Raw genomic sequence first — 14,531 nt, forward strand, 5'->3', positions numbered from 1 at the left:
AAAATATCCACTTGACGTTGGAGATGTATAAGTATACTGTCGACGGTCGATGCGGATCGCCGAGTCACTAGCGATGGTGGGAAGCATGCAGTTTGGTCTTTCAGGACCCCACGACTGTCATGTTTACGCATTGCGGGTACCCGGGGGGCTCGCGCTTATTGATTGCGGCGCGGGGACACACATGGATCGAATCGTCGACCACATCTCCAGTGAATATCCAAACTGCCCCGTTTTGGCGCTATTAATAACGCATGCTCACCTAGACCACTGCGGTGGCGCGGCCTTGACGAAACTGCGTTACGGCTGCGAGGTCATCGCTCCTGAATTGTCCAGAACAGTGCTACAAGATGCCGACGAGGAAAGATCTGGCCTTCGCACGGCGAGGGACCAAGGGGTCTATCCGGCCGGCTTCCGGATGCAACCGTGCACATTGGATCGGGTCGTTCAGGACGGCGACCGTTTTTTAGTAGCAGGACAGGAATTTACCGCGATTCATGTTCGCGGACATAGCCGCGATGCTTTTTGCTACGAAGCCCAAACTGACCTGGGGACCATTCTCTTCAGTGGTGACGTAGTCTTCTATGGCGGGGTACTCGGAGTCATCAACGCCGACGGCTCGGGAATGGAAGGATATCGAGCAGATCTGCACAAGCTCGAAGGTAGAGACATTCACGGACTCTTTCCGGGACACGGGATGTTCACCGTCAGCCAGGGGCAAAGGCACGTGAACATGGCCATCGAACAACTCAGGAGCGGGTTTCTTCCGCGACAGATTGGACAGGGAGATCTCCTGTTTTGAGCCGGATTGCAACACTCGGTGAAGGAAACACGCCACTCGTCGAGAGCGCGGAAATCGGCCGTGAATATGGCTTGCGAATTCTCTTCAAACTCGAGATGTGCAATCCAACTGGCTCTTACAAAGACCGGTTTATCGCAGCGGAAATAACGGAGCTTCTGACGCGTAACATCAAGGCCTGCATTGCAACCTCGTCCGGCAACACGGGAGCGTCGTTGGCGTCATTTAGTTCAAGGTATCGAATCGCATGCGCGATCTTTGTGAACGAGGCCGCTCCTGCGGGGAAGCTAGCGCAGATGCAGGCGCACGGGGCGCGAGTGTTCCGAGTGAAAGACTTCGTGACCTCTCCTGAAGTGACGGCCCGCGTGTATCGACGGCTGGACAAGATATCGAAGTGCGGCACAGTTCCCATGGTGGTTTCTGCCTATCGGTATTGCCCTAACGGGATGAAAGGAGTCGAAAGAATCGCCAAGGAACTGATCGAGCAATCCAATTCGCAGATCGATCACGTTTTTGTTCCGGTTGGCGGTGGAGGATTGTTCAGTGCTGTGTCGCGTGGTTTTTCCGCTGACGGGAACCCGCGGACCAAGATTCATGCCGTGCAGCCAGAAGGTTGCGCCACTGTGGTTTCCGCCTTCGTCGAAGGCCGCAATTCCATCGAACCGATCGTCAGCACAACGTGCGTAAGTGGTCTGTCGGTTCCGTACGACATTGATGCGAGTCTTGCTTTGTCGCAATTGAGGCAGGGGGGTGGTCGGGGGGTAACCATTTCTGACAGGGATGTCTTCGAAGCCCAACAACTCATGATGAAAACAGAAGGAATTTGGTGTGAACCGGCTGGGGCAGCCGCACTTGCAGGATGTCTTCGCGCGAGAAGGGCTGGCTGGATTAACAAGGGCGAGACCGTCGTGTGTCTCGTCACAGGTCATGGTTTCAAAGATCCAGAATCATTGGTTAGTGTCGCGAACGCGAATCCAGTCAAACTCATCGACGAAGGTGAAATTGGAGCAGAACTGCTGGGGGCATCGGCATAATGCGCATCGCGGTTGGAGGAATCTACCACGAGTCGAATTCGTTCTTTTCCGAACGCATGACACTAGAGCGCTTTGCCGAGTCACAGCTTCATTACGGCGAAGAGATTTTTCAGCGCTGGGCGGGAACTTGCTCGGAAATGGCTGGTTTTCTGAAGGGAGCGGAGCGATTCGGATTCGAGCCGATCGCTACGTTAATGGCTTGGGGCATGCCATCCGGTGTGGTAACGAGTGACACCTTTGAAATACTCGTTGGCGATCTCGTTGCCCGTATAGAAGCGTCGATGCCGCTGGATGGCGTCTTACTGAGCCTTCACGGTGCGATGGTATCCGAATCTTTTGACGATGCCGACGGAGAAATTCTGCGCCGTGTCCGGGCCAAAATCGGTTCTGAAGTTCCGCTTATTGCTACGCTCGACTTTCATGCGAATTTGACCGAACAGATGGTTCGCTGGGCCGATGCACTGGTCGTTTACGATACCTACCCACATGTGGACCAAGTCGAGCGAGGTCTCGAAGCTGCCGACATCATGCGCAGAATGCTGCGAGAAGGTCTTCGAGTGAGGATGGCGCTTGCTCGCCGTCCACTTCTGCCGCACATCCTGACCCAGTGCACTGACGGTCCTCCGATGGCGGACATACTTTCGGCTGCCCACGAGTGTGAAAACTCTCCTGAGATCGTCTGTGTCTCCGTAGCCGCAGGTTTCTCTTACACCGATGTCCCTCAGGCGGGTTTTGCCGTAGTTGCGGTGGCGGAATCACAGGATGCCGCAGATACGAGCGCTCGTTCGGTGGCCGATCTAGCCTGGCGGAGGCGCATCGAATTCGGGCGTGAGCTGCCAGATCCGAAAACTGCCGTTAAAGAGGCAATCTCCGCACGGGAAGGACTCACCGTATTGGTCGATGTAGGGGACAATCTCGGAGCCGGCACACCAGGCGACGGAACCATCCTGTTGCAGGAGTTACTCCGGGAAGGAGCACAAGATGCCCTCGTGCTGCTGTGTGATCCCGAATCGGTTGATGTTTCCATTCGGGCCGGAGTCCGCAGCAAGTTTTCTGCCAGAGTAGGCGGTAAGCGCGATGCTCATCACGGTGCGCCGGTCGAGGTAAATGGAACAGTGCGACTGTTAAGCGACGGTATTTATCGCAATGTCGGGTTCATGCGCGAAGGAGTACTCGAAGATCAGGGTCGCACCGCTGTAATTGATGCAGGCGGGGTGGTTCTGGTGCTGACTGAGCGTCGCATGCCGATGTGGAACTTACAGCAGTTGAGGTCATTGGGTATTGAGCCAACCAAGCTAAAAATAGTCGTGGTGAAGGCTGCGATTGCATACCGGGCTGCTTACGCGCCGATTGCGAACAAGATAATTGAGGTCAACACGCCAGGGCTGTCTGCGGCAGATGTGAAGGCCTTTAATTATAAGAAATTGGCACGCCCAATCTATCCGCTGGACGAAACATGAGCCTTGCTGGAAAAACCGCATTAGTCACCGGAGGGGCCACAGGTATTGGATTTGCAGTGGCTAAGTTGCTATCGGATCGAGGCTCACGGGTCGCCATTGGGCAGCCTGATCCGGATCAAGCTCGAAGTGCTGCCGCGCAATTACAGACCCCAGAAGCGATCGGCTTAGAGTTGGACATCCGAAGCCACTCTTCGGTAATTCGCTGCGTGGACTCACTCATTCACGCTTATGGCAGCCTTGATGTACTCGTGAACAACGCTAGCGTTACAGGCTGCACAGCATTGGAGCCATTCCTGACAAGCAGCCCCAGACTGGTTGACTTGATCGTCGATACCAATCTGAAGGGTACGATCTATTGCTCCCAAGCCGCCGCACAGCACATGAAAAGCTCAAAGCGAGGAGGAGCCATCGTGACCATAGCCTCCGTCGCAGCATATGCAGCACAAGAAAACGCGAGCCTTTACTGCGCTACGAAGAGCGCACAGGTAGCGCTGACGAAGGCCATGGCAATTGAGCTAGCGCAACATGGCATTCGGGTGAATTGCGTTGCGCCAGGAGATATTGAGACAGAAACGAGCGCGAATGCGATCAGTGACATAAAGGAGTCAGGAGCCAGTGGACGATTTCTAAGATATACGCCCGCAGGGCGACGAGGATCTCCTGCCGAAGTTGCGCAAGCAGTCGCTTTCCTCGCGTCGGATGAGGCACGTTTTATCACGGGCACAACCTTGCTGGTTGACGGCGGATTCCTTGCTTATTAGGAAACAGAGATTTTGAGCGATTTGAATCCAGTTCGGACAATTAAACCGTGCGACTTCGATCCATCGGAATACAGGCGCGGAGCTAAGTATGCGTTTGGGATGGATTTGGGGGGCGATGGCGTGGTCATTCCGTTGCTTCTGGTTCGTGGGGGCAGGCCGGGGAAAACCTTAGTGGTCACGGCCGGGGTTCACGGTGACGAGTTCGAAGGCGTTCGCGCCATCATGGAAACGTACGATGAGCTCGATCCGAACGACATGAGGGGAGATGTTCTCGCGGTGCCGGTTGCGAATCCGCCGGCATTCTGGAACCGGACGCGCACAAGTCCGCTGGATGGTAGCAATCTCGCGCGCTCTTTCCCGGGAACCGAAAGCGGTACTCCGACGCAGCTCATTGCCTTCCATCTTGGCCGCAGCATCATCGCCCGAGGTGACTTCTACCTGGATCTACATAGTGCGGGCATAAAGTTACTGATGCCGAGCATGGTTGGTTTTGCGGCGCATGATGCTCGCGCATGCGAGGCAGCCAAAATTTTTGGAGCGCCTGTTCTATGGGCACATCCATCCATTTCGCCCGGAAGGACCATATCTCTTTCAACTTCTCTCCATATTCCATCGTTGTACACCGAGGCACGAGGTGCGGGTCGAATCTCTCCTGATGATCTGAAGATGTTCAAGCGAGGAATTCGCAACCTGCTTTTCCACCTTTCGATCCTGGAAGGCAGTCCTGAAGTACTTCCGATTGAACACTATCTTGAAGGTGGTGGAGATATCGATGCGAGTGTCAGTGCCAGCCACAAGGGCTTTTTTGTCCCCTCCGTGGAGTTATTGGAGGAGGTTCGTGCAAATCAGTACGTTGGTAAAACTGTGAACCTATACGGACAAGAGGTGGAAAAGTTTATATCGCCTCGGGATGGCGTGATCGGCATGATTCATGCGCTCCCAGTCGTACAAGCGGGCGATTCGGTTTTTCTGATTACAGGTAAACACAAACAAGAGCTTCGGCGAGGAGACATTTGAATGGCAACGGATTGGAATCGTCGTGACTTCCTTAGAGCAAGCGTACTTGCCGGGACCGCTGCAGCATTGCCGCAGGTCGTGTTTGCGCGACATGCCGCAAATTCAAATAAGCTTTCGCCCGCAGACTTCAAACATCAACTGCGGGGACCCATCGTTTCCATCCCAACCCCCTTTACGCGGGAGTATTCGCTCGATGCTGTCGGCATTCGGCGGATGATCGACAACGCGCTGCAATATGGAATCCGGATTTTCGTGCTTACTGCCGGGGATAGTCAATATTTGTACTTGTCATACGATGAGATTAAGCAACTTGCTCGACTGGTAACGGACGCGGTGGGCCAGCGAGGCATCACTATTATTGGAACAGGTGCATGGTGGACAGACAGGACCATCGATTTTGCACATTATGCAGAAAAGATCGGGGCGACAGCACTGCAAGTTCTCAAGCCAACCGGTACAAACGAGGACACGGTCGTTGAGCACTTCAAGAGGATCTCTGAGGCGACAAAACTTCCTCTCGTTTTGCATGGCAACTTCCCCATGCCTGAACTTGGAAGATTGACTGAGATAGCTTCCGTTGTGGCGCTCAAAGAAGACATTAGTCTGGAGTACTACGTCGATGGAATTATTCGGTATGGAAACCGCATTAACTGCTTCTCGGGTGGTGGACTAGATTGGTTTGTGGTTGGGCAGCCCTACGGGGCAACCGCCTACTTCGATTCTTTTGCAACGTTCGCTCCTGAGATTTCTGCCCAATTCTGGGAAGCGGTCAAGCGCAACGATTACAGAGCCGAAACCGAGATCATCGCAAAATACGACCATCCATTCATCAAGAACTTCTCGGCGCCATTCTGGCACGCAACGCTCGAGTACTTTGGTATTGCGCAACGCTACTTAAGGCCTCCCCAACCAAGTTACACCGACGCTGAAATGCTCAAGGTCAAAGAGTTCTACGACCAGATGCATCTGCGTCCACGCAAGAAGTCTGCATAGGGGGACAACATATGTTGAGGAGAACTGCAATGTTGATGGGGGCATTAGCGCTTTTGAGTTCTGCACAAGCGGAACCCCTGAAGTGGAGAGAAATGGCAGAGTTGCCTCGGCCGGTTGCGGGATATATGGCTGGGGTAAGTAAGGGGAAACTTCTGATCATCGGGGGCAGTTATTGGAATGACGGTCAGAAGTACTGGTTTGACCAGGTTCAGATTTACGATCCTGCAACGAACAAGTGGAGTGTTGGCAGTTCGTTGCCGGAGGGACGCAGTGATGCTGCATCGGCGACCTTGGGCGAAGATATCTACGTTTTCGGCGGTGGGAGTAACTCGAACGTAGTGAAGGATGCGCTCGTGTTACATGAGGGAAAGTGGAATAGAGTTCCGAATGCTGACCTGCCGGAACCTCGTCTCTACTCCAATGCCGTTGCTGCACGTGGATGCATCTATCTCCTGGGCGGTATGTCGAAGGCGGGTGATTACAAAAATATGAGCAATTCGTTTTGGCGCTGGCGTCCCGGAAACAACAATTGGGAGATACTTCCCCCGCTGCCGGGGCCCGGCAGAATCAATCACGCCATGGCCGAAGTCAACGGCGTGATTTATGTATTCGGCGGTGCGGCCTCAGGACCGAAAGACGTCCAAAACCTGAACGACGCTTACAGCTTCGATCTAAACACCCGCAAGTGGACCCGGCTGTCTGATCTCAACGTGGCAAATCGCTCGTGGTGGGCGATCGGCGTTGGAACTCGTGCGCTCATCCTCGCCGGATACACAGATACGTTTGCCCGGGAAGTTTATTGGTACCAGCCTGGCCACGGACTCGAACCGGCTGGAGAACTGCCTCACGGTTTGGCCGATGTAAAGTTCTATCAAATCGGAAATATGGTGGTAGGCACAGGTGGCGAAGCCGGACCTGGCGTCCGAGGGAAGTGGACAGTGAAAGCCGAACTTCCGACTGATCACTCGTAGGACTGTCGGCGGAGGTTAGTTTCATCCATACGGTCCGCCCACTTATCGCCATATTACAAATCAATAATTGTCGACTGTCGACTGATTTCTGATTATAATTTCTCTCATGCCTGCCGTAGCCACCCTCGATCTCGACCGTCGCGATAGAAGTATTCGATCCAAAACCAAAGGATCGTTGCAGCGATACGAACGCGCTCAGAAGACGTTAGCCGGAGGGGTATCCAGTGGATTGCGCCGAGCTGCCCGACCCTATCCTTTGTATTTCAGTCGCGGGAAGGGAGCACATGTTGAAGACGTGGATGGCAATGTTTACACGGATTACGGGCTGGCTTGGGGCCCTCTGATTCTGGGGCAATCCCCTGATGAAATCAGCGAAGCGGTAGCGGAACAGTTAAGGCATGGAATCACCTTCGGCGCCCAGCATGATCTTGAGTTCGAGGTCGCCGAGCAACTGACTGAAATCATTCCTTGCGCCGACCAGGTTTGTTTCGCGAACAGCGGCACGGAAATCGTGCAAGTTGCGCTGCGGTTAGCGCGGGCGTACACGGGACGGGCAAAGTTCGTGAAATTCGAAGGGCACTATCATGGATGGGAAGACAGCGTTCTGGTCAGCTACCATCCCACGGCTTCGCAATTGTCTGCTGGCAAAATCGTTCCGGCGCCGGTTGCTTGCGGACAACGTGCTCACGACAGCGTTCTGATCGCTCAATGGAACGACCGTGCATCGGTCGAACAATTGTTTGCAGAACATGCACAACAGATCTCTGCGGTAATATGCGAACCTCTACTGTGCAACAGTGGGTGCATTCCAGCGGAGCCGGGATTTCTTGAGTTTCTCCGGGAGATAACCTCCCAGAACGGTGCACTCTTAATCTTTGATGAAGTGATCACGGGTTTTCGTCTTCACCTGCAAGGGGCGCAGGGTGTCTACGGAGTCGCGCCGGATTTGGCCACATACGCCAAGGCGGTCGGCGGCGGTCTACCTTTCAGTGTTCTTGCAGGACGAAAAGAGTTCATGAGTTTGATCGCCGAAGGCACGGTCGTGCATGCTGGTACGCTCAACGGAAATCCTGTCGTGCTGGCTGCCGCCAAGGCCACTCTCGATCTTCTCTCGAAAAATAATGGCTCGGTCTACAAGGATCTGGAGAAGCTCGGTTCTCGATTACGAGATGGAATTGAGATCCGTCTTCGCGAGCGCGGATATTCAGTCGTGACTTCGGGGGCAGGTGCGGTGTTTCACGTTTCCTTTATGGAACGGCCGGCACGATGCTACCGAGATATGCTGAACGCTGATACTCGGCAGTACAGTGATTTTGCTTTAGCGCTACTCGATGAAGGAGTACTCGTTCTCCCAGACGGCCGCTGGTACTGCTCGACTGCCCACACAGTAGAAGATATCGACGCGACGCTTCATGCAGTGGATCGTGCGCTTTCGTAAACAGGAGAATATTTATGGTTTCAGAACCGCTGGTATATATCCGTGGTCAGCTTCTTCCTGCATCGCAGGCTCACGTTTCCATCTACGATTTCGGAATTGTGCTTGGAGCGACAGTTACGGATCTGCTCAGAACCTTTCGGCAGGAACCCTATCGCCTGGAAGATCACATACGCCGTTTTTATGATTCGTGCAAATATGCGCGAATCACGCCTCCAATTTCAGCTAACGAAACAGCCGAGATCACAAAAGATTTAACTCGGCATAATGCCAAACTTGCGGGCTCCGATGCGGAGTTGGCTTTGGTTTACTTCATTACGCCCGGAGAGAATTTTGTGTATGCAGGTTCCGCGGCCGGTGGTGGCAGTAAACCGACTCCGACGTTGTGTATACATTCATTTCCAATGCCGTTTCACCTTTTCCGCCGATTCTTTGAAACCGGGTTACACCTCGTTACACCTGCAACACGTCACGTCCCACCGGAATGTGTGGATCCCAAAATCAAGAATCGCAGCCGATTGCACTGGTGGCTGGCGGAGCAGGAAGCACATCTTGTGGAGCCCACGGCCATGCCGCTTCTACTTGATCTGCAAGGGAATCTAACAGAAACCAGCGGATCGAATTTTCTTCTGGTCAAGAATGGCACGGTTTATTCGCCGCCGCCGCGAAATATCTTGTTGGGAATAAGCCGTAAGGTAGTGATTGAGCTTTGCCAAAAACTGCGTATTCCCTTCGTTGAGAGGGATCTTCAGGTGTACGACGCCCTTACGGCAGACGAGGCGTTCGTGACAACCACTCCGTACTGCATGGCCCCCGTAACCCGTATCAATGGAACTACGATAGGGGATGGGGCGGTCGGAGGACCGGTGTTCAATCGAATTCTTGAAGCGTGGAGCTACGCGGTTGACATCGATATTCGTGGCCAAGTGCTTGGATTGAAATCAGCCAACTCAGCTGTTTAGGATTTTTCGCGTCTCTTGAGCCGATGGCATCGCCTGATTCCATCGGCTGTTCTGGCGAGAAAGTAGATTCTACGGGCCCCGAATCAGCATTAAGCATCTTTTGGAGTGGCCAGATCGAGTCCAAGAACTAAGCCGCTTAGCTCAGATTCGTCGCGTGCCGGCTGAAGGAAGCCGAACAACCATCCAGCCCCGAACGTTACAAATGTGCCCACGATTGCATAGTAAAAGAACGCGATTTCAGTCTGCCAGGCTAACAGCGAAACGCTGAGCAATCCGATGATGGATCCCCCAATCGCAGAGGTTCCACGGGTTCGTTTCGTCAGCATTCCAAGGAGGAACATTCCGAGTACTGGTCCTCCGAGGAAGCTGTTGATCATGTTGAAGGCGTTGATAATCGGGCCAAGCCGATCAGCAAACAAAGCCGCAAGCGTCGCCGCTGCACCCCATCCCACCGTGCCAACTCGCCCCACAAAAACGGTTTCGCTGTCACTGCAATTAGGCCGAAACAATCGTTTGTAAAAGTCGACCGTTGTTGCAGTTGTCAAGGCATTGATGCCGGCGCTCATAACAGCCATTGACGCGGCAAAAATGGATGCAATGATCAGTCCCGAAAACCATCCGCCTAATTCGTTGACCACAAAGAAGGGCAGAATTGCATCCATGCTAGGCAACCCCTGTAACGATTGGGGATGGAACTCGTAGAACGCGTATAGAACTGGCCCAACTAAGTACAGCATCAGGGAAACCGGAACGAGAATAATAGCGTCCAGCAGAATCGATTTCCGGCCCTCCTTTAGGGAACGCGTGGTGAAGTAACGCTGCAAATAGGCCTGGTCAGTGCCGAGAGTGGAGAGCGCCATGAATCCGCCACCAATTGCAGCTGCCCAGAAAGTCGTAATTTGTGTGAGGTCGGTCGAGAAATTAAATAGATGGAATCGGCCTGCGCGTTCCGAAACATCCACCACAGCCCGTAGACCGCCCGGCACATGGGAAATCGACAGGCTCACGACGGTTATTAACCCGAAGATTAGAATCGAAAACTGCAGAACATCGGTCCAAATGACGGCCCTCATGCCACCCAGCGTCGTGTACAACGTGGTGCAGACTCCCATCATGAGAATGCATCCCCACAATGGCAATCCGGTTATCAGAGACAAAACCAGCGATGGTGCATAAATCACAATTGCGACATGAGATCCACGCAGCAACATAAAGATAGCGCTGCCCACAAGCCGGGTTTTCAGGTCAAAGCGACGTTCCAAATATTCATACGCCGTGAAGAACTTGAATCGTGAGTAGAAAGGCATGAACAAAAACATAACGGCTGGAGCGACAAACAAATATGTCCAGCTGGACCAGACCAATTCAAGATTGTTTTGATATGTCCAAGCTGGCGCACCCATATAGCTGATCGCACTCATATCAGCCGCAACCAGCGAAATTGCAACGGGTAGTGCACGCATATTGCGCCCACCCAGAAAGAAATCGCCAGTAGACGTCTTCTTACGGTAGAAGAGACTGCCAATAATACTGATAGCGGCGATGTACCCGCCCAGAATGGCCCATTCCGTGATGCCGAAATTGTTCACATTCATAGTCGACTGTCGGCAGATACTGCCACATTCTGTCTGGGAATTGCAATCAAGTTCTGAAGCAATCTGCGTGAAACATACCGCTGTGGGCTTAAATAAAATTTCTCTTGACTTTCGGTATGGAGTGGTTTAGAAATCGCCGACTGTCGACAGTTTGCAGTAGCCAATTGCTCGACGAACTTGCCTTGTGGGGGATGGCGCGTATGAGGTTCACCTCGCTTGTACTGGTTATTTTGCTGATTTCGGGGCTTGCATGGACGCAAACAACTACCCAAGGAGCTATTGTTGGAACCGTATACGACCAGTCGGGAGCGGTTGTGCCTGGTGCCGTCGTTAAGGCCGTCAATGTCTCCACTGGCATTGAAAATACCACCAAAAGTAATAGCCAAGGTGATTTCCGGTTTCGTCTTCTGCCCCCAGGTACATACTCCATCGGCGTAGAGCACGAAGGGTTCCAACGGTCGGAACTGCAGGGCATTGTGGTTGGCGTAGGCACTGTGGTGCGTGCGGATGTGGGGATGCAGATGGGGGCAGCTAGCTCGGAAATCACGGTTAGCTCCGATTCGGTTCAGGTGAATACGGAAGACGCCTCGAAAGGCAGTGTGATCGGAGCGGAGCAAATCCGGCATCTGCCGCTCAATGGACGCGAGTTCCTTAAGTTAGCCGCACTGGAAGCGGGTGCGGTTTCGGGTAATACGAAGCGCGGCGTCCACGGAAGTAAAGGGGTGGACGTCAGCTTTAACGGCTCTCGTAGTGGCTACAACAGCTACTACGTTAATGGTGCCGCAAATACAGATCCCCTTTACAACCAGATGCAGTCTTCACCGTCACTGGACGCGGTAGGCGAGTTCCGAGTGATGACCAACATGTACTCGGCGCAATACGGCAGGTCGGGCGGCGCGGTTGTGTCAATTGTCACCAAATCCGGCACCAACAATTTTCACGGCACCGCGTATGAGTACCACCGGAACAAGGCGCTCGATGCCTTGCCATACTTCTTCAAGGGAGAAAGAAACGAGCTTTCGAACTATTTGTTCAATCAGTTCGGCGGAACAATCGGTGGACCCATTATCAAGAAAAAGACTTTCTTTTTCTTCAATGCCGAGTTCTTTCGGCAAAAGAAACCAGGGCAACAGATGGTAAGTTTTGCACCCACAGCTGCAGAGCGACAGGGTGATTTCAGCAACACCATCAATCCGTATACAGGGAACCCTGTTCAATTGGTTAATCCGTTTACGGGAGATCCGATACCCGGAAACGTTCTTCCCGAGTCATTAATCAGTCCCATTGGAAGGAAGTTGATGGAAATATGGCCGGAGCCGAACCATTCCGGCGACGCGTTCCTGAACCTGCACCTGTTCCGCTCGGGTAAGCAGCGGCAGAAGAAATACCTGACCCGAATCGACCACCACTTCTCCGAAAAAGACGTCATTTCCGGAACTTTCGACTTTAACAACTACGACAACTTGAATCCAGGTATGAATGAATACGGAGATAAAGAATATGTCGAACACAGCCGTACCTGGTCGGGTTCATGGACGCATACCTTCACTCCCACGCTGGTCAACGATCTCAAGGGAAGTTTCTCTTCAATTCAGGCCGGAGACCAGTTCGCGCTGAATGACAAGAACTATTGCGTAGAGTGGGGTATCCACCCGATGACGAATACTCTGAAAGGCACATGCCGGATTCTGTTGTACACAATCGGGTATCAGCGTTACGACATCGGCAATGGAGGGGATTACAAGCACCATAACAACAGCTTTTATCTGAAGAATAATTTGATGTGGACGAAAGGGAATCATTCGTTCGCGATCGGGGGAGAGTTCACCCGCGACATGTTTAACTGGCAGTACAACGCCGGCAGCACTGAATATTACATCGGGCTGTTGGACGGAATGCCCGGGTACGAAAGCATCTATGGTGTCACTGGCACCGTGTTCGGCGATCTGCTCACAGCCATACCCAACCTCATTAACTACGGACTTGGCGGTACGGCTGGATCTCCAGATATGCACTTTAAGCGCAATGTCATCGGTGGCTACTTTGAAGATACGTGGAGAGTTAAGCCGTGGCTGACATTGACGCTTGGGATCCGGTACGACTACGAAGAGCCATTTGCTAATACCGACAACAAATTCATGACTCTCGATTTCGACACAGGATTGCCTCGCTATTCGAAGGGCGCCCCGCAGGACCTTTTAGAGCTAGTGCAATTCAATTACGAAACGGGCGGTCCCAACCGGCCGTATGATCCCAACAAAACGAATTTTGCGCCGCGTTTTGGTTTTGCTATCAGGCCATTCAATGACAACGGTACTGCGATTCGAGGCGGATACGGGCTGTTTTACACAACCGAGAATGCGTTCAACACCATGTACGGATCATGGGTGGCTCCATTCCAGGGCTTGGTAGGTGCCAGTGTTGGATATGCTCCGTTCTGGCAGGATAACCAGCGGCACCTGCAGACAATGGACCAACCGCCCTATGGGCTGGATTATGTCCGCGGTAAGAGTCCTGGCTTCTTCCTGCCCAATACTCCTTATTATCCAACCGGTTATGTACAGCAGTGGAATCTGACGGTTAACCGGGACCTCGGCCACAAGATGGGACTTGAGGTTGGATACGTTGGCAGCCATGGAGTAAACCTTAATGGCCAGATAAACATACAAGCTTATTCAGCGGACCTGCACAAGAAGGTTATAGCGAACAACTTCAGCAACTTTGGCCTGCGTACCAAAGGATTTAACTCACAATACGATGGCCTCCAGGCGACTTTCAAGAAGGCCACCTCGCATGGCCTCAACCTCTTGGTGAATTACACCTGGTCGCATACCTTTGCCCAATCATCCAATGACGATGCGCTGGAAAACCTTTTTACGGACGTTACAGCATCCGGCACAATTGCGAAGAAGATGTGGAGCCAAGCAGACTTCGATGTTCGTCATCGACTGACTATTTCAGGAGGTTACGAACTGCCTTTCGGCCGAGGAAAGGCTTTCGGCCCAAACTGGAATGGATTTCTAAACCAAGTGTTGGGCGGCTGGCGTTCGAATTTCATTTACACGTTCCAGAGCGGATTGCCGTACACGGTTTACACTTCGGCGCTTCGTTTTCCAGATCGTACGTGTGATGGAAACCTTCCAGCCGGTGAAAGGACAGCCGATCGCTGGTTCGACTACACTTGTTTCAGTACTCGTCCGCCGACCCCATACACAGATCCGAACACGGGAGTGACAACCCAAATCAATCTGCAGGGTGATTCCCGGCCGAATATTATTGCGGGTCCACGGCAAAACAGCCTCGATTTCGGTATCGAAAAGTACTTTACGATCCGCGAAGGCCACACACTGCAACTCCGAGCTGAGGCGTTCAATATACTGAATCACCCGAATCTACTGAGCCCGTCGGGCAATTACTTCTTCAACTCTGCTTCTGGGGCAAAAATCACAACTGCGCGAGATGGACGAGATATTCAACTAGCTTTGCGATACTCGTTCTAAGAAGCCT

The 14,531-nt window shown here is 52.8% G+C and carries 11 protein-coding genes; 10 read left to right on the forward strand and 1 reads right to left on the reverse strand.

Annotated elements, in window-relative coordinates; translation table 11 throughout:
* The first annotated feature begins 85 nt into the window (after positions 1 to 85).
* From VN577_01265 to VN577_01305, 9 genes are all read left to right on the forward strand, one after another.
* Positions 86 to 799, forward strand: a complete 714-nt coding sequence (locus VN577_01265) for an MBL fold metallo-hydrolase (protein HWR13427.1) — start codon at positions 86 to 88, stop codon at positions 797 to 799.
* On the forward strand, positions 796 to 1,830 hold the full coding sequence (locus tag VN577_01270; protein ID HWR13428.1) for a PLP-dependent lyase/thiolase: 1,035 nt from the start codon (positions 796 to 798) through the stop codon (positions 1,828 to 1,830). Before VN577_01265 ends, VN577_01270 begins: the two co-directional genes overlap by 4 nt.
* On the forward strand, positions 1,830 to 3,290 hold the full coding sequence (locus VN577_01275) for a M81 family metallopeptidase (GenBank protein HWR13429.1): 1,461 nt from the start codon (positions 1,830 to 1,832) through the stop codon (positions 3,288 to 3,290). Before VN577_01270 ends, VN577_01275 begins: the two co-directional genes overlap by 1 nt.
* Complete coding sequence (locus tag VN577_01280; protein ID HWR13430.1) at positions 3,287 to 4,051, forward strand: SDR family NAD(P)-dependent oxidoreductase; 765 nt, start codon at positions 3,287 to 3,289, stop codon at positions 4,049 to 4,051. The genes VN577_01275 and VN577_01280 overlap by 4 nt, the downstream gene beginning before the upstream one ends.
* A 99-nt stretch (positions 4,052 to 4,150) precedes the next feature.
* The gene (locus tag VN577_01285) at positions 4,151 to 5,068 is read left to right on the forward strand and encodes a succinylglutamate desuccinylase/aspartoacylase family protein (protein ID HWR13431.1); all 918 of its coding nucleotides are present in this window, start codon (positions 4,151 to 4,153) and stop codon (positions 5,066 to 5,068) included.
* On the forward strand, positions 5,069 to 6,061 hold the full coding sequence (locus VN577_01290) for a dihydrodipicolinate synthase family protein (GenBank protein ID HWR13432.1): 993 nt from the start codon (positions 5,069 to 5,071) through the stop codon (positions 6,059 to 6,061). It begins immediately after the preceding gene.
* A 92-nt stretch (positions 6,062 to 6,153) separates the two neighbouring features.
* The gene (locus tag VN577_01295) at positions 6,154 to 7,032 is read left to right on the forward strand and encodes a kelch repeat-containing protein (protein HWR13433.1); all 879 of its coding nucleotides are present in this window, start codon (positions 6,154 to 6,156) and stop codon (positions 7,030 to 7,032) included.
* 106 nt (positions 7,033 to 7,138) lie between these two features.
* Entirely contained in the window at positions 7,139 to 8,470 is a 1,332-nt protein-coding gene (locus VN577_01300; GenBank protein ID HWR13434.1) for an aspartate aminotransferase family protein, read from the forward strand.
* Between the two features lie 14 nt (positions 8,471 to 8,484).
* Complete coding sequence (locus VN577_01305; GenBank protein ID HWR13435.1) at positions 8,485 to 9,429, forward strand: aminotransferase class IV; 945 nt, start codon at positions 8,485 to 8,487, stop codon at positions 9,427 to 9,429.
* An 89-nt stretch (positions 9,430 to 9,518) separates the two neighbouring features.
* Here VN577_01305 and VN577_01310 read toward each other — a convergent pair whose 3' ends face one another.
* Complete coding sequence (locus tag VN577_01310) at positions 9,519 to 11,024, reverse strand: sodium/solute symporter (GenBank protein ID HWR13436.1); 1,506 nt, start codon at positions 11,022 to 11,024, stop codon at positions 9,519 to 9,521.
* Positions 11,025 to 11,224: 200 nt separating this feature from the next.
* Here VN577_01310 and VN577_01315 point away from each other — a divergent pair, with 200 nt between their 5' ends.
* Positions 11,225 to 14,524: a TonB-dependent receptor gene (locus tag VN577_01315; GenBank protein HWR13437.1), complete on the forward strand. Its 3,300-nt coding sequence runs from the start codon at positions 11,225 to 11,227 to the stop codon at positions 14,522 to 14,524.
* Positions 14,525 to 14,531 lie beyond the last annotated feature (7 nt).

It is taken from the genome of Terriglobales bacterium (assembly GCA_035561515.1).
Classification (GTDB): domain Bacteria; phylum Acidobacteriota; class Terriglobia; order Terriglobales; family Acidobacteriaceae; genus DATMXP01.